Source organism: Spirochaetota bacterium, from assembly GCA_017999915.1.
In the GTDB taxonomy this organism is placed as follows: Bacteria; Spirochaetota; UBA4802; order UBA4802; family UBA5550; genus RBG-16-49-21.
Map to the genome: position 1 here is coordinate 88160 of JAGNKX010000001.1, position 24071 is coordinate 112230.

16 protein-coding genes are annotated in these 24071 nt (G+C 57.1%); 3 read left to right on the forward strand and 13 right to left on the reverse strand.

Annotated features, from left to right (window positions below; translation table 11 throughout):
- The first annotated feature begins 12 nt into the window (after positions 1 to 12).
- Positions 13 to 1140, forward strand: a complete 1128-nt coding sequence (locus tag KA369_00345) for an SPASM domain-containing protein (protein ID MBP7734395.1) — start codon at positions 13 to 15, stop codon at positions 1138 to 1140.
- Between the two features lie 21 nt (positions 1141 to 1161).
- Here KA369_00345 and KA369_00350 read toward each other — a convergent pair whose 3' ends face one another.
- From KA369_00350 to KA369_00370, 5 genes are all read right to left on the reverse strand, one after another.
- Positions 1162 to 4665, reverse strand: a complete 3504-nt coding sequence (locus KA369_00350; protein ID MBP7734396.1) for a PAS domain S-box protein — start codon at positions 4663 to 4665, stop codon at positions 1162 to 1164.
- A gap of 202 nt (positions 4666 to 4867) precedes the next feature.
- A complete protein-coding gene (locus tag KA369_00355; GenBank protein ID MBP7734397.1) occupies positions 4868 to 6445 on the reverse strand; it encodes a hypothetical protein in 1578 nt (525 codons plus the stop codon).
- 147 nt (positions 6446 to 6592) lie between these two features.
- Complete coding sequence (locus KA369_00360) at positions 6593 to 7831, reverse strand: glycosyltransferase family 4 protein (GenBank protein ID MBP7734398.1); 1239 nt, start codon at positions 7829 to 7831, stop codon at positions 6593 to 6595.
- Positions 7828 to 8505 (reverse strand): acyltransferase, encoded by a 678-nt coding sequence (locus tag KA369_00365; GenBank protein MBP7734399.1) that lies wholly within the window; start codon positions 8503 to 8505, stop codon positions 7828 to 7830. The genes KA369_00360 and KA369_00365 overlap by 4 nt, the downstream gene beginning before the upstream one ends.
- An 84-nt stretch (positions 8506 to 8589) precedes the next feature.
- Positions 8590 to 10668, reverse strand: a complete 2079-nt coding sequence (locus KA369_00370) for a glycine--tRNA ligase subunit beta (GenBank protein MBP7734400.1) — start codon at positions 10666 to 10668, stop codon at positions 8590 to 8592.
- Between the two features lie 598 nt (positions 10669 to 11266).
- On the opposite strand from KA369_00370, the gene nagB reads away from it, so the two are divergent.
- Both nagB and KA369_00380 read left to right on the forward strand, forming a co-directional pair.
- Complete coding sequence (nagB, locus tag KA369_00375; GenBank protein MBP7734401.1) at positions 11267 to 12058, forward strand: glucosamine-6-phosphate deaminase; 792 nt, start codon at positions 11267 to 11269, stop codon at positions 12056 to 12058.
- A 25-nt stretch (positions 12059 to 12083) separates the two neighbouring features.
- Positions 12084 to 14003 carry a DUF4954 family protein gene (locus KA369_00380; protein ID MBP7734402.1) on the forward strand — a complete coding sequence of 640 codons (1920 nt, stop codon included), beginning with the start codon at positions 12084 to 12086 and terminating at the stop codon, positions 14001 to 14003.
- A gap of 56 nt (positions 14004 to 14059) precedes the next feature.
- Here the strand turns inward: KA369_00380 and KA369_00385 are convergent, their stop codons facing one another.
- From KA369_00385 to infB, 8 genes are all read right to left on the reverse strand, one after another.
- On the reverse strand, positions 14060 to 15178 hold the full coding sequence (locus KA369_00385; protein ID MBP7734403.1) for a peptidoglycan DD-metalloendopeptidase family protein: 1119 nt from the start codon (positions 15176 to 15178) through the stop codon (positions 14060 to 14062).
- 176 nt (positions 15179 to 15354) lie between these two features.
- A complete protein-coding gene (locus KA369_00390; protein MBP7734404.1) occupies positions 15355 to 15783 on the reverse strand; it encodes a polymer-forming cytoskeletal protein in 429 nt (142 codons plus the stop codon).
- A 142-nt stretch (positions 15784 to 15925) separates the two neighbouring features.
- Positions 15926 to 17185, reverse strand: a complete 1260-nt coding sequence (locus tag KA369_00395) for an insulinase family protein (GenBank protein ID MBP7734405.1) — start codon at positions 17183 to 17185, stop codon at positions 15926 to 15928.
- 16 nt (positions 17186 to 17201) lie between these two features.
- Complete coding sequence (locus KA369_00400; GenBank protein MBP7734406.1) at positions 17202 to 19274, reverse strand: polyribonucleotide nucleotidyltransferase; 2073 nt, start codon at positions 19272 to 19274, stop codon at positions 17202 to 17204.
- Positions 19275 to 19467: 193 nt separating this feature from the next.
- Positions 19468 to 19725 (reverse strand): 30S ribosomal protein S15, encoded by a 258-nt coding sequence (rpsO, locus tag KA369_00405; protein MBP7734407.1) that lies wholly within the window; start codon positions 19723 to 19725, stop codon positions 19468 to 19470.
- Positions 19726 to 19926: 201 nt separating this feature from the next.
- Positions 19927 to 20931 (reverse strand): tRNA pseudouridine(55) synthase TruB, encoded by a 1005-nt coding sequence (truB, locus tag KA369_00410; GenBank protein ID MBP7734408.1) that lies wholly within the window; start codon positions 20929 to 20931, stop codon positions 19927 to 19929.
- On the reverse strand, positions 20876 to 21280 hold the full coding sequence (rbfA, locus tag KA369_00415) for a 30S ribosome-binding factor RbfA (protein ID MBP7734409.1): 405 nt from the start codon (positions 21278 to 21280) through the stop codon (positions 20876 to 20878). Before rbfA ends, truB begins: the two co-directional genes overlap by 56 nt.
- A 261-nt stretch (positions 21281 to 21541) precedes the next feature.
- Complete coding sequence (infB, locus tag KA369_00420; GenBank protein MBP7734410.1) at positions 21542 to 24004, reverse strand: translation initiation factor IF-2; 2463 nt, start codon at positions 24002 to 24004, stop codon at positions 21542 to 21544.
- Positions 24005 to 24071: the final 67 nt, after the last annotated feature.

Sequence of the window (24071 nt, forward strand, 5' to 3'; positions counted from 1 at the left end):
CGCGGTTTCACCATGAATAAATACGCGCGCTATCTCATGAAGACGAAAGAAAATTTTTTCCTGGTTTTCAGACCCGAAAATCAGAAAGTGTCCCCCCGCGTCTCGCAGGTCTACCTCGAGCTGTCCACTCACTGCAACCTGTCATGCCGCAGTTGCATCAGGAATACCATCGTCGATTTCAGGAAAAGACATTTCACACCCGCACTGATGAAAAAAGTGAAACTGATGCTGGAGGCCCTTGGGCCGGAGAGGATCGTGCTCCTCGGCTTCGGCGAGGCGCTGTGCAACCCCCACATCAGGGACCACCTGAGGTCGCTCCGGGAGATTGAAACGAAGATCGTCCTTGTCTCCAACGCGTCGTTCCTGACCGGGGAGATGTCATCATTCCTCGTCGAACTTCCCCTTGACGAGATCTACGTATCCTGGGACGACGATATATTCGGCTCCGATGCCGCGATCCGCCGCGGCGCCAGCGCCGATCTCTTCAGGAGGAACATTGAAACCCTGGCCGGGAAAAAAGCCTCGGCCGGAAGAAGACTCCCGACAATCGGGCTGCAGATCGTCGCTACCCGGACCAATCATGGGCATATGGCAAAGACCATCCGGTACGGCCATTCCATCGGCATCGAACAATTCATAGTCTCCAATCTGTATCCTTACGACGAATCCATGACCGGGGAGATCCTCTATGACATCAGGAGCGGCCATGAGGTGGACCTGCGCAAATTGCTCCGCCGCGAGATTAGGAAATATACGGTCAGGGTGGCCCATCAGAAAGGACGCCGCAACAGGTCCTGTCCCTTCATTGAAAAGGGCACCATCTTCATTACCGCTGACGGCGAAATAGCCCCGTGCCCCGAGCTGGCCTATACCCACCCGGCCTATTATTCAGGACTGCCGAGAATTCATACAAGGTTTATACTGGGAAGCGTCTCTACCGGGTCGCTGGATGATATATGGGAAGGAGAGGCCTTTACCGACCTGAGGAATAATTTTCAATATTATGATTTCCCTGATTGCGCCTATTGCTACCGGCCTGATATGTGCTACAAACGCACGGTCGAAGGATCCGACTGCTACGGCAACCGCACGCCCTGCAGCGAATGTCTATGGGCAAAGGGGATCGTGATCTGTCCCTGAGGGACCCCACACCGTCCGTTCTTACAGTCTCGCCATCGGAATCTCGATGCGGTACACCGTTCCGCCTTCACTGGTTAACGAAAGAGTGCCATTGAGCTGCTTTACCATCAACCGTATCAGCTGGCTCCCCATGCCGGTTGAGGCTTTCCTTTGGGTTTCTGGCTGCATACCCCTGCCATTGTCCGAGATCTCGAGGATAAGGGTGTCGTCCCGGGTCTGAAGCATTACGGTAACCCGGCCCTCCCGGCCCTCGGGGAAGGCGTACTTCACCGCGTTGGTCAGGATCTCGTTCACGGCAAGACCGATGGGAATGGCCGACTTCACCTTGACCCGCACTTCCCCCATCTGCGTGGACAGTGTGATCCGCTCGTTATCGGAAATATACGATTCGACTATGGACCTGCAGATCTGGTCCAGGTAGTGGTCGAGACGCACGTCCTTCACCTCGTCGGAACGGTAGAGGAGATCGTACAGGTTGGAAAGGGACATGATCCGATCCCGGAGCTGCTGGAGGACCAGCTGTGTCGATGGATCTTCGATGCGGTGCGATTCAAGATCGACAAGGCCCACCATCATGGTGAAGCTGTTTTTCACGCGATGCTGGAGCTCCCGCAGCAGCATCCCCTTCTCTTCAAGCGTTTTCGCCAGCGCCTCCTCGGCCCTCTTGCGCTCGGTGATATCGCGAATGATGCCGACGGCGCACCACCGTCCCTTCAGCATCATGGAGGACATGGAAAGATCGACGGGAATCTCGATGCCGTCCTTCCGCTTCGCCGTAAGCTCCAGTGTCTTGCCCACGACGTTTCCCTCCCCGGTTGCCTGGAAATGGGGATAATTCATGCGGTAGGCTTCAACGTACCGGTCAGGCATTATCAGCTCATGGAGGTTAATCCCCATGACCTCATCCCGTTCATATCCGAGTATGCGGGTCGCCGCGTCGTTCCAGAAAGAGACATTGCCGCCGTTGTCGATCATCACGATGCCGTCCTGGGCGGATCCGGTTATGGCGTTAAGGGTCTTTTCCCTGTCGCGGAGCTCCTCCTCGGCCCTCTTGCGCTTGCGGATGTCCCTGGTGGAACCCTGAATGCCGACGGGCTCGCCTTTTTCATTAAAAATCCAGTTGGTGGTCGTCTCGATATCTATTATCGATCCGTCCTTGGTGTACTGCTGCACTTCAAGGGTCTTGGCGTGGATTCGCTCCCCGGGCGGTTTCCGGAGCTCTTCCCTGAGCTCCTTCATGATGTCGGGAATGTAATCGGCCACGATGTATCGGTCAAGGGGTATTTCCATTACCTCCTCAGGCGTATAACCGGTGAGATACGTCACCGAAGGGGTCACATAGGTGAAGCGGCCGTCCAGGGTCATGGTCCAGATCACGTCTGAAGAATTCTCGGCTATGAGGCGATAGCGCTCCTCGCTTACCCGCAGGGCCTCTTCGGCCCGCTTCCGGTCGCTGATATCCTGGATGATGGCCAGTATTATATCGACAGCGCCGTTTTCCTTCCGGACGCAGCCCACGGCGAGGCTGGCCCAGACAATCTCGCCGTCCTTCCGGATGTATCGCTTGTCCATATGATACGACTCGATTTCGCCCTTCAGGATCCTATCGAACTGCTGCACGTCGGCGTCCAGGTCGTCGGGATGGGTCATGTCGGCCCAGGTAATGGACTGGAAATCCTCGCGGGTGCGGCCCATGATCTCGCAGAGCCGGTCGTTGACCTCGATCCAGTGCTTGTCCGCCGAGGTGATGGCGATGCCGGTGAGAGACATCTCGAAGTAACTGCGGAACCGCGCCTCGCTGATCCGCAGCTCGGCCTCGATGAGCTTGCGGTCGGTGATATCCTCGGCCGAACAGACCAGGTATTCCACGTTCCCCAGCATATCCAGCTTGGGGGTTTTGACCACGGTTACATACCGGAGCTCCCCCTGCCCGTTGATAACCCACGATTCCATTTCAGCGCGCTTTCCGGTGGAAAACACCTCCTGGTTGCTCTCCACCTGCTGCCAGGCATCCTCATCAGATAAAAGCCCCCACAGGCCGTGGTAGTTAACCTCGTCGACCGAGCGCCCCAGGAAGGCGGCGTGGGCCTCGTTGACCCTGCCGTAGGTTTCCGGATCGGTAAGGTACCATATCTGAGTATTGATAGTGTCGAGAAGAAGGGACTGCTCGTCCGCCACCAGCTGGATCACCCCTTTGGCTTCATGGGCGCGGCGCTGGGCGGAGTAAAACAGGATCACCATGCAGGAAAAAAGCATCACGCTCAGGATCGTCTTCAGGCGCTCGCGCTCTATCATTTTTCTCCAGCTCTCCGCGTCCATATCGAAGCCCAGGAGACCGACAAACCTGCCGTCTTCGGCCGTAATTGACACGGATGTGGAGATCCAGGCCCCCCATCGGTCCGTTTCCGGATTCAGAACAACCGGTTCCCTGGATGAAAAAATAGCCCTGGCCTCCTCGGTAAGCTCATCATAGACCTGCCCCGGGGGAGAATACCCGGAAGATTCCACCGGTTCGGAATCGGCCAGAAATATGGCTTTGTCATCCACCAATCGCATCAGGTAATAGAATCGAATTTTATCCGAGACCCCTTTCATCTTGACCAGCTTCTCTTTGAGACTCCGGTAATCGGGGCTGGCCAGGTCGGCGGCGGTCCCGGTAAGCCGGGCGACCTTTTCCGCATCAATGCACGCCTTGCCGGTTTGCAGTATCTTCACTATGTCATTGCGCTCCTCGGATTCTTTTTCCTTCCCCGAGAAATCGGCAATGGCCCATCCCGCGAAAATGATAAGGATCAACAGCATGAGCAGCGACACTTCGGCGAGAATGCGCTTACGCCTTGCCGGCGCCGGAATGGTCTGTCGTAACGACCATGTGTATCTCCATACTATTGCGGCGGCGAAAAAAGCGAGAATGCCCTGAAGAAGATGCATGGGGAAGCCAGTGGCGTCCAGGAATGACGCCTCATTGATGATCGACGCGGGGAAGAAGGGTGCCGGTGGAGGCATAATGAGAATGGACATGCCTCCCAAAACCGGTAAAATGGCGCCAAGGGCCATGATCGACTTTCTTTTTATATAACGTACCCGATACCGCCATAGGACCCACCCCGCCCAGAGGCCCCCGGGGAAACCCATGAAATAATGCATTGAAGCGTTCATCCCGTCAAGGCCGAAAATCCCCCCGCACAGCCCCAGGGCTGCCAGGGGCGCGTGAATCCATCTTCCCGGCATCCTTCTGTTTATAGCCGCGATGCCGGACCGTCCGAACTCCAGGAGGCTCAGAAAGCTCAGGCCGATCAGGGCCACCCTGAGGACCGGAAGAATCCGGCCGCTGCCGAAACCCAGTGCCAGAGATCCAAGCCATTCTGATACGCCGTACAGAAGGCCGAAAAAAGCCAGATGCATCCACGGTATCGTCTCTTCCTTAATACGCGCCAGGGGAAAGACCATGGCCGCGGTAATGATAAAACCAAGCCCGCTGATGTAGAGGCTGTAGTCATGATTTAGTATAAAGAATTCATTCATAAAAACGCAGCCGGATCGGCATTCCAAAGCAGTTACTATTAATATATATCATCGCGGTAAAAGATGAAGCAATAATTAATAAAAAACACACAAAATATTCGGCCATCCTGTGCATTGAACGCGGTTATTAAGGCACGCGAATAATGAGGCCCGCAATGACCCGTTACGGGGAAATATCAGGTGAAGACACAGCCCAATCGGCTCAATTCTCCTCGACGCCGTAGGCGCCCTCTTCCTTGAGGAAGGAAATCTTTTCCCTGAGGCTTGCGGCCATGGAAGCTATGTCCCTTGCGTGACCCGTGATGTCCTCGGCCCGGGCCGCGTTGGTCTGGGACAGCTGGTTGATGTCACTGATGGTGTTCATCACTTCGAGGGCCGCTGTCTTTTGCTCCGTCGAGGCCGTGGTTATCTCTTCGGAGCGCTCCTTCACCGTTGCAACCGCCCCATGGGCTTCGCCGGTCGATTCTATGGAGGTTCCCATGGCGGCGCTGACGGTTTCCATCATCCGGTTCGACTCCTCCACGCCGGCCAGTATCTCCCGCATTATCTTCACCGTGTCCTGGACCGCGGCGGCCCCCTTGCCGGTCTCGGACTCGCTCTTGGCGATGAGGGCCGCGATCTCCTTGACGCTCGCCGATGTCTGCTCCGCGAGCTTGGCAACCTCGTCTGCGACCACGGCGAAGCCGCGCCCGTAATCGCCGGCCCGGGCGGCCTCGATGGACGCGTTCAGCGACAGGAGGTTGATCCGGTCCGATATGTCGTTGATGATCCCCAGTATGCCGGTCATCTCCCTGGACGTCGATCCGATCTCGCTCATGGTGGCGTCCATGCGGCCGATATACCCTTCGCCGGCGCGGGCGGTCGCGGCGATGGCGTCCGTCCGGGTCAGGGTCGCCGCGATGCGTGACTCCATCTCCCGCGCGAGCCCGACCAGGCCGTCCATGCGCTTCATGAGAGTGTCCATCAGCTCCGACTGGCGACGGGCGCTCTCGCTCACCTGCTCCGCACCGGAGGAGATCTCCTCCATTGTCGCGGTGATCTCCTCGATCGACGACGCCTGGCCCTGGATATTTTCGGCGAAATGGAGCGCGTCCCCGGACAGGTCCCTGGACGAGTCATCGAGTCTCGCCGATACGCTCTGCATCGATTCCATCAGCTTTTCATTGATCTCGCGCTGGGCCTCGCGCTCCCGCTTCGCGTCCTCGCTCCGGAGCCGCTTTGACGTCTCGGTGATGGAGGTCATCATCATGGCGATGATGAACGAAATGATGATGGTGATGCTCATCGAGGCGGTCACGACATACTTGATGGCGGGATCAACAATCTCCGACGGGAGCACCGTGAGGAGGACCGTCGCTTCCGAGATGGCGGCCACGGCGACGAGGACCCATTTTCTGCAAAAGAGAAGGGAAAACATGATGGGCATCATGAAGGAGAATTCGCTGACCAGAAAGCGCTGGGCGGAGCCCGTCGCCTCGGTCCCCTTGACGTTGAAGATGAGGCTTCCCAGCACACCGAAGGCCATGATCGTCACCGCTATATTGTAGTGGCCCCGCGCCACGAACACCATGCTGCCCAAGAGTATGAGGATGATCGTTAAAATGATCAGATTCAGCGCCTGGAACAATCCCCGGGGTATGAGGATATTCATGATAACGACAAAGACCAGGAGAATTGGAATGATGATCAGGAAAAAGTACCAGATGATCCTTACCCGCCCGCGGAGGTCATACGACTTTGGGTCGTAACGTTCGAGCATGGCGTTTATCCCGAAGTTCATTCGATACCTCCATATCAGCTACGCGTCGTTTCAGACCACCGGCCGGGCAAGATACAATAAACTACTGTTTTAACATATCAAAAAAAATCGTTACTGTCAAGATGAAGGAACCGGGAGGAAGGAATTAATGTAATTCGGTATGACCGCTTAAAGGAAGCGCCGGTACACGGCTACTATCTCCCGCACGGCCTTTTCCCAGTTGAAGTGACGCTTCACCCGCTCGATGCCGGCCGCGCCCATGGCCTTCATGCGTTTCGGATCGCCGATGAGGCCGTTGACTGCGTCCGCCAGGGCGATATCATCGCGGACCGGGACCACCACGCCGGCATCGCCCACCACTTCCGGGAGGGCGCCGCCGTCGCTGGACACGACCGGCACGCCGCAGGCCATGGCCTCGGCCGCGGGGAGGCCGAAGCCCTCGTACACGGAAGGTACGATGGCCAGCTCAGACTCGCTGTAGAGGCGCACCAGGTCCTCGGTGGTGGTCTTGCCGGTAAAATGAACGCGGCCCTCCAGGCCGAAAGCCGTCATCAGCCGGTCCGTGACCTTGTGGTGGGGCGCGCCTCCCTCCACGGCCGTGACGGTGACCCGCCGGTCGATGCGGGGAAGCGCCTTCAGGAGATAGGCGAAGCCCTTCTTGCCGTCCTCGACGTTGCCGACAAAGATGATCCTGCCCTTTTTCTTCCTCACCCCCGGCAGCGGCCGGAACACGGACCGGTCTATGCCGTTGTAGACCACGGTCTGGTTTTCCAGGGGCACGCCGAAATCGCGGCGGATCATCCTTTTCGAATCCTCCGACACGGTGATGATGTGGTCCAGACGCCTGGCCACGATCGACTGCATCAGGGTGGGATAGAACATCACGGTCTTCGCCTTGTTCTTGAACTTCTGAGTCCGCTCCAGCACGTTCACCAGGTCGATCGAAAGGGGATGATGGATCGTGGCGATCACCGGGATCCCGAAATACTTCATCATGAGGAGGCCGTAGCCGACGGACTGGTTGTCGTGGATCACGTCGAAGGAGTGCTTCTCATGGAGGTCGCGCAGGAGCATGTAGGCGCGCCACCCGAAGGCGCTGATCTCGGAAAAGGCGCCGGTGCGGCTGGCCAGGTATTCGTAAAAATTGAGGGGACGGAGGATCGCGAAGGGATCGTCCGCCTCTATGATATCTAGCTTCTTGCGAACGAAGTACTGGTTGTTGTGTATGGCGTGGAGAACGACCCCCTTCATCGGGAACGGATAGGGCGGTCCCACGATGGCGTGGACCTCGTGGCCCTGGCGCACCATCTCGTCGGCGATGTACTTGAGGTAGATCCCCTGGCCGCCGGAATAGGGATTTCCGCGGTAGCAGAGGAGGCAAATCTTCAGGGGCTTGTCCGTTCTCATCGCCGCGCCTCGCGCCGGATGGTGATCGGCGGCTGCTGCATCTGCTTCTTCCGCTCCCATTCTCCCTGGAGGATGATCTTTTCCGGGTCGAGCTTCTTGACCACCCGGGCGGGGTTGCCGGCGACGACGACATTGGGCGGCACGTCCCTGGTCACCACCGCGCCGGCGCCGACGATGGAGTTCTCGCCGATGCGGACCCCCTTCAGGACAATGGCCGAGTCGCCCACCCAGGCGCCCCGCTCCAGCACGATGGGTGCGCTCCCGCCGGGCATGCAGGTCCGGTCATGGATGTCGTGCCAGTCCGAATCGGACAGGTAGCAGAAGTTGCCCAGCATGCACCCGTCGCCGATGGTGATGGACGAGGCGGAGCTGACCCGCACGCCGTTCATGACCAGTACGTTGTCCCCTATGGTGATGCTCCCCTCGATGTCACCCAGCTTGATCGTGGAGAGGTTCGTCCGGTAGCCGTTGCCCGCGACGATGACCACCCCCTTGCCGAGGCTGATATTGGGGCCGTAGACCACGACGTTCCAGATTCCCCACACGTTGGGGACGGCGGCGATATGGGTGAATTTTCTCTTAAAAAACAGCTGGTAGTGGAAATACGACCGGACCAGATAGAGAAACGCCCTGATATATGAAAACACGGTCTTTTTTTCGTCTGTATCGAACATGGTCAACACCTGCGCCGGAGATGCGCCGCGGGGGCCCGGCCTTTCTATTCAGTTATTTCAGCGGAGTCTCGGGAATACGCGGTGTCACCGGTCTTCTATTCTCGAAAAATCCATGAGCGTCGCAAAATGCTTCAAAATGCCCTCCAGGACGGCAAGCCTGTTGTCGCGGAGCGACACATCCTTGTCCATGACCAGGACCTTGTCGAAGAACCTGTCTATGATCGGCTTCCCCTCGATCAGGAGCTCAAAGAGCCCGATATAATCGCTCGAGGCTATGCGCGCGTCGATGTCCTCCGCCCGTGAATCGAAGAACCGGTGAAGCTCCTTTTCCTCGTCGCACTGGAAGAGGGACGGGTTGAAGGACAGGGCATAGGCGCCGTTCTCCTTCCGGAAGGCCGAAACGATATTGTTCATCCGCTTGAAGCTGAGGAGCATCTGTGAGAAATTGTCGTTCTTCCTGAACCGGTTGACGCTCTTCGCCCTGCGGTAAAGCTCCAGGAAGTCGCTCGAGCCCGTGGAGAGGCACGCGTCGATCTCGTCGTGGGAAAGCCCGCTTTCCGAGTAGATGGTCTTTGCCCGCACCGCGACGAACTCCACGATCTTGCCGGCCAGGTCTTTGCCGCCGCCGTAATTGCCCGCCACGGAGTCAAGGAGGTCCTTCAGGTTGAGATTGATTTCATTTTTAATGAGGAGCTCCACGATGGCGTTGGACTGGCGCCGCAGGGCGTAGGGGTCCGCCGATCCCTTCGGGATGTTCCCCACGGAGAAGGATCCGAAAATATTGTCGATCTTTTCCGCCAGGGAAAGGACGATGGAGGTCATGGCCGTCGGCTGCGCCTCGCCGCTGTAGCGCGGCTTGTAGTGGTCCTCGATGGCGTCGGCCACGTCCTTCGCCTCGCCGTCCTCCAGTGCGTAGATCTTTCCGATGTGCCCCTGCAGGGAGGGAAACTCGAACACGACAGCGGTCATCAGGTCGGTCTTACAGAGATCCACGGCGCGGGCGATCCGCTCCCGCTGCGGGGCGTCGAGGCCCAGGCGCCCCGCGATGTAATCGGCGATGGCCCGCACCCTGACAACCTTATCGTATATGGAGCCGAGCTCCTTGTGGAAGAGGACGGTTTTCAGCGATTCGACCCTGTCCCCGAGCTTCACCTTTCGGTCCTCGGTGTAGAAGAAGCGCGCGTCGTTGAACCTCGCGGAAATGACCCGCTCGTTCCCGGCCCTGACGTTCGCCGTGGCCGGGTTGTTCGACACGACCAGGAAGGCGTCCGTCAGCCTGCCGCCTCCGTCCACGACGGAAAAGTATTTCTGGTGCTCCCGCATCTCGGCGATGAGGACTATATCGGGGAGGGTCAGGAACTGGCGGTCGAAGCGGCAGGTGCAGATATAGGGCCGCTCCACCAGGTAAGTCACGGTCTTGAGGAGCTCCTCGTCCTCGAGGAGCTTTCCGCCCGCTTTCGCGGCCGCCTCGGCCAGGTCCTTCCGGATCATCTCCATCCGCTCCTCCTGGTTCACGATGACCCCGTTCTTTTTCAGGATATCGTCGTAGGCGCCGATACCCGTGATCTCAATCATGGTATTGTTCTGCACGTAGTGGCCCCGCGTCATATTCGAGGAGGCGATGCCGTCGACCTCAAAAGGTATCACTGTCCCGTTGAAGAGTATCACGAAGTAGCGGATGGGCCTCGGGAAGGTCACGGTCTTATCGCTCCACCGCATCCGCTTCGGGAAGGGAATGGCGCTGACGATCTGGGTGATGATGCCGGGCAGGAGCTCCTCTGTTTTCTTCGAATCGAGCTTTTTCTTCGCGAACACGTAGGACCCCTTGTCGGACTCCCTGGTGAACACGTCACCGGCGGAGATGCCGTTGCCCTTGACAAAACCCTCCAGGGCCTTCGTGGGCTTCCCCGACCCGTCATAGGCGGCCTTCACCGAGGGACCCTTGAGCTCAACCTCCTCCTCGCGCTGCGACGCCGCAAGCTTCGAAATGAGCACCGCTGTCCGCCGCGGCGTGGCGTACACCTCGATGGAATCGAAATCGATGCGGTTCCCGCCAAGGTTCTCGACAAACACCTTTTTCACGGCCTCGATGGCCGGCGGGATATACCCGGCGGGGATTTCCTCGGTGCCTATTTCCAGTAAAAAATTAGCGTCCTTCAGCATGTACATCGCTCCGGTCCATGATTTCAACGGCGCACGGGGAGGCCTCTCCCGGCTTGCCCTCGGCTGCCTGTGTATACAGGGATGCCCCGCGGGGTAATGAGTCAATTCATTTTTTGGGTCTATAACTCCAGGCGTTTCACAGTTACCCCTCTCATTTTTCACGGGTTCCGCAGCAGGCGGAAGTGAACCGATTGTTTATCCGAATTTTTCAGGGCCTCGCCTGATTCATCGTAAGAATTATCTTTCACCCGAGTGCGCCTCAGATTCACAGCAATCCATCCGGCGCTACTATGCGCTCTTCTCGCAGCAGGACAAAATCGAATGAGACATAAACGATTTTCACAACGTGGCCCATGATCTCTGCCAGGCCAAGACCTGGCTGATTTTTTCGCACCCGCCAGAGCGGCATAATCACATCAGAGGCATGTCATTGAAAATGTTCTCGCTGTGATATGTGGCTCCATACCTGCACGAAGATTTAAGCGATAAAAATATTACAATGCAAGTTCCGCATATAATATACTATTTGACATCATCATGGCTTTAGAAATACTAACTTAAATTTAAGGATTACTTATATTTATCATGAGGTTTATATATGGAAATAATTATTGCGAAAGATTATGAAGAAATGAGCCGAATATCAGCGGAGATAATCGCCAGCGAGGTCAGGAAAAAGCATGATCTGACCCTGGGACTGGCAACGGGTGACACCCCCATCGGAACCTACAAAGAACTTGTCAAAGTCTATAACGAAGAAGGACTTGACTTTTCAAAGGCAACCACTTTTAATCTGGATGAATATGTGGGACTGGCCCCCCTTCATGAAAACAGCTACAATTATTTCATGAAGGAGAACCTGTTCAAGCACGTGAACATCAACCCTTCACGGGTATTCGTACCGCAGGGAAACACCAACGACCCGGAGATCTTCTGCGAATGGTATGAAAAGAAAATAAAGGAGTCCGGCGGCATCGACCTCCAGATACTCGGGATCGGGAGAGACGGCCATATCGCTTTTAACGAGCCGGGATCTTCTTTCGCAAGCCGGACAAGGGTAAAGGCCCTCTACAAGGAAACCATAGAGGACAACGCCAGGTTCTTTACAAAGGAGGAAGATGTGCCGCGCTTCGCCATTACCATGGGTATCGGAACGATCCTGGAGGCGCGGAAAATCCTCTTGATCGCCAACGGCAAGAAAAAAGCCGAGGTCTGCGCGAAATTCATCGAGGGACCCGTGACATCGATGATAACGGCGTCCGCCCTGCAGCTCCATTGCCACGTGACGGTCGTCCTTGACAGGGACGCAGCCTCCATGCTTACCCGCACGGAGTATTATAACTGGGTGCGCGACAATAAAAAACTTGTTCAGAAAAAGATCGGCAGGTAATCAAACAAGAAGGTGCGAGACAACAATGTCACAACTACTGGCAAACCTGACAGGCGGCATCCTGAAAGAATCCGAATTCCTTAAAAGCATTGAGCTTCTAAAGAATGATTCGTACAAAAGCAGGCTTTTCAAGGATGCCGTCAGAACGCTGAGCGACGAAGAAATCGACCAATTAAAGAAACAGGGCAATATCTGCGATGACTGGGGCGCCCTGCTGGTTGCGGATGGATTTACCGCCGACTGCATATTCAGCAGCGCCTTTCACGGCTCCTGCCGCCTCGGGGCACTGGACGGGACGCGGTCCGCGATCGACTGCTCAACGTCCCTTCCCGCGGGAATTTACCGCAGCACCATCATCAATGCCGAAATAGGAAACGGATGCGTCATCCATGATGCAGGCATCATCTCAAACTGCGTGGTGAACGACGGCGCCGTGCTGGTGAGGAACGGATCCATAACCGCGTCCGGATCCTGCACCTTCGGCAACGGAGTGGAAATTGCCGTCGGCAACGAAACCGGCGGGAGAGAGATACTATCCTACGCGGAGCTGACGATTCCCGTCGCCGAGGCCGTGGCAAAGAGAAGGTCCGACAGGCTTCTTTTGAATGATTATAAAGAATTCATCGGCCGGTACGTGGAAAAATGCACCGCACCGGCGGGATATATCGGGAAACGGGCGATAATAAGGAATTCGTCAACCATCGAAGACGCCTATGTCGGGGACGGCGTCGTCATCTTCGGCGCCACTCTTGTCAAAAACTGCACCATCCTCGCGACCCCTGAAGAGAAAACAGAGATCCGCGACGGCGCCTTTGTGCGGGACTCCTGCATCCAATGGGGAAGCGAGGTCGCGTCCATGGCTCTTGTCGATAAATCCGTCCTGTGCGAGCATTCCCACGTGGAGCGCCATGGGAAGGTTACCATGAGCGTCATCGGGCCCAATACGGGCATAGCCGAGGGCGAAGTGACCTCATGCCTCCTCGGGCCCTTCGTCGGATTTCACCACCAGTCGATGCTCATCGCCGGCATATGGCCCGAGGGGAAGGGCAACATTGCCTACGGCGCGAACATAGGGTCCAACCACACCTCGAAGTCTCCCGACCAGGAGATCTGGTGCGGCGAAGGCCTTTTTTTCGGCCTCGGGACGAATATCAAGTTCCCGTCCGACTTCACAAAGGCGCCCTATTCGATCATCGCGACGGGCGTTGATACGCTGCCGCAGAAGCTGGTATTTCCCTTTTCCCTGATAAACAAGCCGGCCCCTGTGGCGCCGGGCGTTCCCCCCTCCTTTAACGAGCTCTTCCCCGGGTGGGTCCTCTCCAATAACATCTATGCCATACGAAGAAACGAGGGCAAGTATAAGAAACGAAACAAGGCCCGCAGGTCGTCATTCACCTTTGCGGTATTCAGGCCGGATATTATCGACCTGATGGTGCTTGCGAGAGATGCGCTGAAGCAAGCCGTCCCGGTGAAAGCATTTTACACGGATGCCGACATCCCCGGCATCGGAAAAAATTTCATGACCGACCGGAGCAGGATGAGCGGCATCGAGGCCTATGAGCTATATATCGAGTATTACTGCCTGACGCAGATGCTGAATCGCGTTATTTCCCTGCGAGCGGAAGGAAAGGCCGGCGCGCTCGCCGGGATCCATGACGAGGCGACCGGTGACCGGGACTGGGAGCACGCGCGGAAGCTTATCGAGGCGGAGGGGCACCGCGGCAGAACCCTCAGGGACAGCCTCGCGCGCCTGATCGATATTCTCAGGTCGATATCGGAAAGCACCCTCTCTTCAAAGGCGCGCGACGACGCGCGGGGCGCGAGGATCATCCCCGATTATTACGACGTCAACACCGCGGCGTGCGACGATTCATTCATCAAGGAAACGGTGAAAGAAACGGCGGGATTGACAGAACAGATCCAGGCTATCATCAAAACGCTGTGATACCGCAGCAGGGTAATTAACGGGCACAATGGCGAAGGCTGGTATCGGATTCCGTATCAGCCCTTTTTCTTGCGGAAATAAATGAAGGGATTGATGTTCCTGCCGTTCTGGATAATTTCGAAATGGAGATGGGCCCCGGTGGAGCGCCCCGTGTTGCCGCTTACGGCAACGCTCTGGCCCTGCTTCACGTACTGGCCGGTGCGCACCATGACCCTCGACAGATGGGCATACACCGTCTTCCACCCGCCGGGATGGGCGATGATGACGGTCCTGCCGTAGCCGCCGAGCCACCCGGTATAGGTGACCTGGCCGTACTTCGACGCCCGCACCGGCTGAAATATGCAGCGGATGTCAAGGCCGGGGTGAAATTCCGAGTGGCTCGGGTCCCAGGGGTCCCGGCGCCATCCGTACCCGCAGGTGATGAACCTGCCGAAGGCCGGCCACAGGAACCCGGAAAAAGTGTTCAGCGGCTTCGCGTCCGGGATGAAGAGAACCGTGTTGGAGGCGACGAAATCAGGGTTCCTGATATTGTTTTCCTCGATGATTTTCTTCAGGGAGACCTTGTATTTTCGGGCGATGGATACCAGCTCGCCCCCCTTCTGCATCTTCAGCAGCAGGCCGTCCTTGTTCGGTATTTTCAGCACCATCCCGTTTTTTAAAATGCTGTCGGCGGTGAGGTTGTTGGTTCCCCGGATCGTATCAACGGAAACGCCGTATTTCTTCGCTATTTTTTGCAGCGATTCGCCGTTCCCGATGCGGTGCTCGCTGATCACCAGCTTCTGCGATTGTCCGGGCGACGCGTAATCGGTCTGCTTCGATTGAAGGAGATTTTTCTTGATCGCTTCATCATCGATAACGACCGGTTCCTTCTCCTTTGATGGATACAGGGAAAAGACGACGATGACCGCCGCCAGCGCGATCCCCAGGGCCGCCGCCAGCTTCTTCCGGTGCGCCGACATCCGGGGATGGCTCAACAGGGATATTGTCGGCAGCGTGATGACGGATTTTTTAAGCCGCGGGGCCCTCATCTGGAATAGACGGATCTCCGGGACCTTCATCCGGATGGTCTTGATGAATATTTTCTTCTGACCTATATATACGACGACGATCTCGTTCGAAAAAATCGAAATGGTGAATTTGCTGAACTTGATTGTTTTAGAAAAAATCTTTTTCATATGGTCGCAACGCTGTTCGTCCTCACGAAAGCGAACGGAGCCCCCTCACTTCTTATTCGGCAGATTCGATAGAATTATTTACATGTTTACCGCTGTCGGAATGCTATTCAAAAACAGCATCGGCGGATGTGCTCCTCATGGCGGATACTGGTTCCGGACAAGTCAACGGGCCGGTGTTAACGGGAACCGATATTCCTGATATCGGTAGTCTCGCCCTGGGAAGAGCCGCCGTGAAAGGATTCTTCGATAACTTTCTTGGTATCCTTTTTATGTCCCCCGGTAATGTTAAAATTTCCGGAAACCACAACCCCCTTCTGAAGCAGGACCGAGGGGGCGTTGATATCGCCCAGTATCTTGCCGGTCTCCAGCAACCGCACCTCGTTTCGCGCGGAGATGTTGCCGATGACGGTGCCTGCTATGACGACTGATTTGGCGACGATATCGGTTTTCACCTTGCCGGTCTCACCCACGACAAGCTCCTCGTCGGTTTTGATCTCACCTTCGAACTTGCCGTCGATACGGAGCGACCCGCTGATATAGAATTTTCCTTCGAAGACCGAGCCTTCTCCGATGGTGCTGTTCATGCCATCATTTTTCGACGCCATATCATTTCTCCCTGTGCCAATATAGGAATTTATATTTTACATAAAGCATCGTTCGACAAAGTAAAGCAAAAAATACCCGTTGAAAAAAAATTTTCCCGCACGCTGTTCAGAGTCCCGCGGCGGCGTTATGTTACATAGCGCCTTAAAACACGATGCACGATTGGGGGATTTTCATGTCATTCAAAGTACCGACGGACACCACCGAAAGCTTCCTTCCCCCGAAAATCCTTTCGCTGATCCTCATGAAATCGTCCATGGTCACCCTGTTGATGTAGTCCACGACCTCGCCGAAGCCGAAGCTCCGCCTGAAGGTGATCTCGTCCTTCGCGAGCTGCCCCATGCGCACCTCGACGCTCTCAAGACTCAGGGCCAGGTTGCCCTTCATGAAGTCCTTTGCGTCCTGGAGCTCCTCTGCGGTGATCCCCTGCGTGGCGATATCGCGGCACTCCACGCCGATCAGTTCCACGGCCCGCTTGTAGTTTTCCGGCAGCGTCGCGCAGTAGATACCGAAGACGCCGCTGTCGCTGTATGACGAGTGAAAGGAATAGATGGAATAGCTGATGCCTTCTTTTTCGCGGATGTTCTGAAAGAGCCGAGACGACATGCTGCCGCCCAGGACCGTGCTCAGGATGTAGAGGCCCCACCGGTCGTCGTCGTCGCGCCTGATCCCCCCGGTGCCGAGGCAGAAATGCACCTGTTCGAGGTCCTTCTCCAGATGAAAGTAATCGACGCGGCTCGGGGAGCGCGGCGCCGGCGCCGGCGCCGCGGCCGTGCCGTTGGTTCGGGAGAAATATTTCGCCGTGAGCCGCTCCGCCTCCTCGCGGCTGAAGTTCCCTGCGAGGGCGAGGACCACGTTGTCGTTGCGGTACTGGCTCTCGAAAAAACCAACGAGCTTCTCCCGCGTGGTGCCGCGGATGCTCTCGTGGGTCCCCAGGATGGGATGGCTCAGGGGATGGCCCTTGAGCATGTTTTCCATGAACATGTCATGGATGAGCTCGTCGGGAGCGTCCTCGTACATCCTGATCTCTTCCATGACGACATTCTTCTCTTTTTCGAGCTCGCCGGAATCGAAGAGCGAATCGTAGAAGGTCTCCGCGAGGAGCTGCATCGCCAGCTCGATATGATCGGAGACGACATTGATGTAATAGCAGGTGTATTCCCGGTTCGTGGCTGCGTTATGCTGGCCCCCGACGCGATCCACGATCCGGGCTATGTCCCTGGCGGAATAATTCTTCGTGCCCTTGAAGAGCATATGCTCGATGAAGTGGGCGTACCCGTGCTGGTCATCGGTCTCGTTGCGGGAGCCCGATTTGATCCAGAGCCCCACCGAGACCGAGACGACGCCCTCGATCGGCTCGAGCAGCACGGATAATCCGTTATCCTGTCTGTATCTGTATACCATCAACGAACCGGTTCGATCATAAGGCGTCTTTTCTGCTCAGGTCGATCCGGCCCCGATCATCGACCTTGATGACCTTGACCTTGACCCGGTCGCCGATATTCACGACGTCCTCGACCTTGTTGACCCGGGTGACGTCAAGCTTGGAAATATGGATGAGCCCTTCCTTGCCGGGCATGATCTCGACCATGGCGCCGAATTCGAAGATGCGGCGCACCGTTCCCTCGTAGACCTTGTTAATCTCCACTTCCTCCGTGAGACCCATGATGAAGTCCTCGGCTTTCGCCACCGACTCCTGGTCCGGACCGGTAAGGGTCACCGATCCGTCGTCCTCGACGTTGATGTCGGTGCCGGTCTCTTCTATGATCTGGCGTATCACCTTGCCGCCCGGCCCTATGACCGCGCCGATCTTCTCGGGATTGATCATGATGGTCTTGATGAGCGGCGCGTAAGGCGAGAGTTTCTTCTCCGGCTTCGGAATTATCTGGTTCATGATGCCCAGTATATGGAGACGACCTTCTTTTGCCTGTTCGAGGGCGACTTTCATGATCGCGGGCGTAATCCCCTGGATCTTGATGTCCATCTGGAAGGCGGTGACGCCGGTCTCCGTGCCGGTGACCTTGAAGTCCATGTCGCCCAGGTGGTCCTCGAGGCCGATGATGTCGCTCAGGATCGCGTACTTATCGCCTTCCATGACCAGGCCCATGGCGATGCCCGCCACGGCGGCCTTGAGGGGGACGCCGGCATTGAACATCGACAGGGAGCCGGAACATACCGACGCCATGGATGAGGACCCGTTTGATTCGAGTATCTCGGAGACCTGGCGGATGGTGTAGGGAAAAACATTCTTGTCCGGAATCGCATATTCAAGAGCGCGCTCCGCCAGCATGCCGTGGCCGATCTCCCGGCGTCCCACGCCGCCATGGCGGCCTGTCTCACCGACGGAGAAGGGCGGGAAATGGTAATGAAGCATGAAGCTCTTCTCGCCCTCGCCTTCGATGTCATCCATGCGCTGGACATCGTCTACAGACCCAAGAGTCGTGACGCCAAGGCTCTGGGTCTCGCCCCGGGTGAACACCGCGGAGCCGTGGGCCCTCGGCAGGATGCCCACCATGATGTCGATGGGCCGTATCACCTTCAGGCCGCGCCCGTCGGCACGCTCGCCTTTTTCCAGGATGCGCCTGCGCACGAACTCGCCGTCCAGATCGTCGATGGCGCCGGCCGCCTGGCCGATCGTTTCAGGGTAGAGCTCGGCGAGCTCCTTTTTCGCCCTTTCGATGATCTCGTTCTTGGCGTCTTCCCGCTCGTGCTTGATCTTGTATTGCGACAGTTGATCAACGTCATTAGAATACCGTTTTACGATTTCTTCCTTCAGCTTCTCGTCGGGAATGTAAGGCGTATACTTGAAAGGCTTTTTGCCGACGGCCCTGGCTAGCTCTTCCTGCGTGGCGCAGATTTTCCTGATCTGCTCATGGGCGACCTCAACAGCGGCGATCATGTCGGCCTCGGAAATATTTTTCGCCGATCCCTCGATCATGGTCACCGCGGTCTTGGTACCCGCGACGACGACATCGATATCGCTCTCAGCGTCCTCGGCAAAAGTGGGGTTTATGATCCACTGCCCCTTCACCCGGCCGACACGCACCGCTCCCACCGGCCCGAGGAACGGGACCCCGGACACGGCCAGCGCCGCTGATGCCGCGTTGATTGCCAGGATATCATGCTGGTTCTTCCGGTCCGCGGACCAAACGTAAATAATTATCTGGACTTCGTTAATGAAATCCTTCGGGAAGAGCGGCCGTATGGGACGGTCCGTGAGACGGCTTGTCAGCACCTCTTTATCGCTGGGCCGCGACTCCCTTTTGATGAAGCCGCCCGGAAATTTACCGGCGGCATAGGCTTTCTCGCGATAGTCGACGGTCAGGGGAAAAAAATCCTGCCCCTCCTTGATTTCTCTCGATACCACCGCTGACGCGAACACGACCACTTCCCCGTAAGAAACCGCGACGGCACCGTCGGCCTGTTTCGCCAGGTACCCGGTGTTGAAGCTGAGCTTCTCTTTGCCAACCTCTACATTGAATTCGATAGACATAGCTATTACCTCTTTACTGTTGCTTGTCGCTCCGACGGGATGCCGGCCGCCAACATGGTTACGCCAGAATATAGAGGTCAGAGATTGCCCCGACCGGGGTCATGACAATGTCTGGCTCCTATATTCCGGACTTCGTGCACAAGCATATTCAGCGGATGGCGAACATCTCCGTGGAGCTGTGATCCGGGCCCGGTTATCTCCGGATGCCCAGTTCCTTGATAAGTCCGCGATAGCGGCCAAGGTCTTTCTTCTTGAGATAGTCAAGGAGCCGTCTTCTCTGGCCGACAAGTTTCAGCAGGCCGCGGCGGGAATGAAAATCCTTCGCGTGGACCTTGAAATGCTCCATTAACTGATTGATGCGGTCAGTCAGAAGGGCAATCTGAACCTCCGGGGAACCGGTGTCCTTGTCATGAGTCTTGAATTTTTCGATGATCTCTTTCTTCTGATTCATCTTCGCTACTATCCTCCCAGTGGGTTAATATCGGGCAAGTGCGTGATAGTACGCTCTCCCCTAATCCCTTCCGTCTTGGAAGGGGATCATTATTAGACTTGTTTTCAAGTTTAATAATCAACATACATGCCCCCGACGCCGAAGGCGGCGGGGGCATGTATCTATCATTAACGCTTAATAACGAATTTATTATGTCCCTATTCAGGAATTAAATACATTCAAATATTTAATATGCCATTTTTGGATATCCACATCGGCAATTGCAATAAGATTTTCACTTTCATCAATAATAATGAAGGTTTTTCCTCCCTTATCGTCGATAACAAGGGCCCCTTCCCTGGGAAATAACGACCCGTTCAGGATCCGCCGGCGGGCCGAGGCATCGGCGACGATTTTCCCGTAGGGCTCCAGGGCCTCGGCGGGGCGCATATGGAAGGGACGCTCAGGACCCTCGCCCCTCAGGTATGATTCGAGCTCCGGGATGGTGACGGCGTTCTCTATGGTGAAAACGCCAGCCCCGGTCCGCCGCAGCCGGGCCAGGTGCGCGCCGGTGCCGAGCATCTCGCCCAGGTCCCGCGCCAGGGAACGGACATAGGTCCCCTTGGTGCAGCGGACGCGGAAGGTGAAACGCCCCTCTTCGAGGACCGTGTCAAGGATCTCGAAGTCATGGACCCGTATCGTCCGCGGCCGGAGATCGACCTTCTCGCCACTGTGCGCCCGGTCCGACGCCCGGCGGCCGTTAACCTTCAATGCCGAATAGAGGGGCGGCTGCTGGAGGAGCTCTCCGGTGAGACGCGCCGCGCAGGACTCAATATCGCCGCGGGTCACGGCCCCGAAGGGCCGCTCGGAGGTGACGGCCCCCTCGCAGTCATCCGTATCGGTGCTCACGCCGAGCCTCACCGTGCCGGTATAACTCTTGTCGTCCTCGAGGAGGTACCGGGCCAACTTCGTTGACCGGCCGTTGCACACGATCAGGAGCCCCGACGCGAAACGGTCCAGGGTTCCCGCGTGCCCGGTCCTTTCCGCGCCGGTGATGCGCTGCACCCGGCTTATGGTGTCATAGGAGGTGATCCCCTCGGGCTTGTCGATGAGGAGTATATCGTCGCTCAGGTCATGGCGGCCGGCAACGCCCCGTTGGTCCTCCGCCCCTTTACTCATCGTCAGACGCACCGCCGTCTCCCTCGCCGGGCTCCCGCCCGTCTTCATCTTTCATCTCCTTCTCTTCCAGCTTGTTCAGGAGATCGACCATGTTCACTCCTTCGACCAGGGACGAATCAAGGAAGAATGATATCTTAGGGGTGACCCTGATGCCGAGGCTCTTGCCGACCTTGTGCTGGACATAGGGCGTCGCCGACTTAAGGCCCTCCAGGGTTTTGCGCATGGCCCGGGGGTCCCCCAGGACCGAAATGCCGATCTTCGCCGTGGAATAATCCTTGGCGAGCTCGACGCCGGTCACGGTGGCAAAGCCGATCCGGGGGTCCTTTATCTCACGGATGAGCAAATCGGATACGATCCTGTGTATCTGCTCCTCAATCTTTTCTCTTCTGTAACTCATGGTTGTGCCTGTGCTGTTTGATGCCCTCACTCGCGCTCCGCGCGCCTTCTCCCATTTAGCTTGATAAAAAGGAGAGGGGTTTCTTTATAATTGCCTCGGACGATCTCCCCTTCTCCTTTCTTCCGTGTTCAATGGGAGAAGGGGCCGGGGGATGAGGGTACCTCGTTTCTGGCTGGAGGGTGAGGGGACCTGTGTGCTACAAATTTTTTGTAGGAATATATAGTACCAGTTTCTTGTTATATTGACACACTGCCATTGGCGTCATATCGTCTTGGCTATTTCAACCAGCCTGTACACCTCGAAGCTGTCCCCTTCCTTCACATCGTTGAAATTGTCGAGACCGAAGCCGAACTCCTGTCCAGCGGCAACCTCGGACACGTCGTCCTTGAAGCGCTTCAGGGACTTCAGGGCGCCGTCGAAAACGACAACGCCGTCCCGCAGGAGCCGCATCTTGCTGCTCCGCTCGATCTTTCCCGTGTTCAGCATGGCGCCGGCGATGGTCCCGACCTTGGATATCTTGAACACCTGCTTCACGTCGCCGGAACCGGTGACCTCTTCCCGTATCTCCGGGGAGAGCATCCCCTCCATGGCGGCTTTGATGGAGTCGGTGACCTCGAAGATGACGTTGAAGAACTTGATCGACACGTTCTCGCGCTCGGCGATTTCCGAAACCTTGCCGGTGGGCCGCACGTGGTACCCGATGATGACCGCGTTCGACGCGGACGCAAGCATGACGTCCGATTCATTGATGCCGCCGGTACCGGTGTGGATAACCTTGACCCGCACCTCGCCGATGGAGAGCTTCTCCAGCGACTCTTTCAGCGCCTGGCTGGAGCCGTCGACGTCGGCCTTGACGATGATGCGAAGCTCCTGCACCTCGCCCTCGCGGATCATCTCGTTCAGGGACTCCAGGGTGACTTTCTTGACCTTCTTTGCCGATTCGGCCCGCTTGTACTCGAGGCGCTTCTGCGATATCTGCTTGGCCGTCTTGTCCGATTCGACTCCCTCGAAGGGGTCCCCGGCGGAGGGCACGCCCGATATGCCAAGGACCTCTACCGGGGTCGCCGGACCCGCCACCTCGATGGGCTTGCCCAGGTCGTCGAACATGGCGCGCACCTTCCCGGAAAAAACGCCGATGACAAAGGGATCGCCCACATGAAGCGAGCCGTTCTGTATGAGGACCGTGGACACGGCGCCGCGGCCCATGTCCAGCTTCGATTCTATGACCGTGCCCCGCGCGAGGAGCTTCGAGTTCGCCTTCAGCTCCAGCATCTCGGCCTGGATGAGGATGAGCTCCAGCAGGGCGTCGATATTCTTGACGAACTTGGCGCTGATCTCCGCGAAGAGGGTATGGCCGCCCCAGGACTCCTGCACCAGGTCGTACTTCGCGAGCTCGTGCTTGACCTTGTCCGGGTTGGCCTCCGGGAGGTCCACCTTGTTTATAGCCACGATGATGGGGACCCCGGCGTCCTTGGCGTGGTTGATCGCCTCGATGGTCTGGGGCATGACGCCGTCGTTCGCAGCCACGACGAGCACGACAATATCCGTTATCTTTGCGCCGCGGGCCCGCATGGTGGTGAAGGCCTCGTGGCCCGGCGTGTCGAGGAATGTTATCTTCTTCTCGCCTATCTTGACGCTGTAGGCGCCGATGTGCTGGGTTATACCGCCGAATTCCTGGTCGATGATATTGGTTTTTCTGATGGCGTCCAGGAGCTTTGTCTTGCCGTGATCGACGTGGCCCATGACCGTGACGACCGGCGGGCGCGTGACGTTGTCTTCAGGACGATCGTCCTCGACATGCTTGATGACGGTCTCGTCGTAGAGGGATACCACCTTCACGTTAGTGCCGTATTCCGACGCGAGGATCTCGGCCGTCTCCGCATCGATGACCTGGTTGATGGTGGCCATGACGCCCAGGTGCATCAGCTTGGCGATGACGTCCGCCGCCTTGATGTTCAGCTTCTTGGCCAGCTCGCCGACCGATATATTTTCGGTTATATGGATCTCCCCGGGGGCCTGGGCCTCGCGCCGCCGTTCTTCGGCGGTCTTCTTCCGGAGGGTGATCTCCTTTTCTTCCTGTTCCTTCTTATATTTTCGTTTATCTTTTTCCTTGGTTTTCTTTCGCTTCTTATCTTTGCTGTCGCCTATGGCTGACGTCGGTTTATCGCCTCCCGTAGCCCCTGTCGCGCCCGGCCCCGCCTGCCGCGCAGGACGTCCCGGACCGCCCTGGGGACGCCCCGGACCGCCCTGGGGACGCCCCGGACCGCCTTGGGGACGCCCCGGACCGCCCTGGGGACGCCCCGGACCGCCCTGAGGACGCCCCGGACCGCCTTCCCTTCGCGGCGGCCTTTCTCCCTCTCTTCTCTGACCTGCCGGACGCGCTCCGGCAGGGGAACGGCGTTCTGCCGTCGTCGGGGCCTCTTCACGCTCAGGTTTCCCGGGCTCTTCCTTTTTTACAGGCTCTTCCACGGCTTCGGCGCCTTCCTTCCCCTCTTTGGGGACCTGCACCTTCCGCTTCAGCTTGATTTTCTTTCCCTTTTTGCTGTCCTCGATCTGCTGGGCCTTCCGTTTTTTGATGGCCTCGATCTTTTTCTCGATGAGAAATATATTTTTTTCCTGAAGATCAGATTCTTCGGTTTCGCAGGCGATTTCCAGTTCCCGGCACACTTCCATCATATCTTCCCACGAGATATGATTTCTTCTGGCTATTTCAATGGCTTTCATGTATCAGTTTGTCATCCTTCGCATTATAGATTACGGGGTATCGAAATCCCGCCTGCGCTCCTCAGCG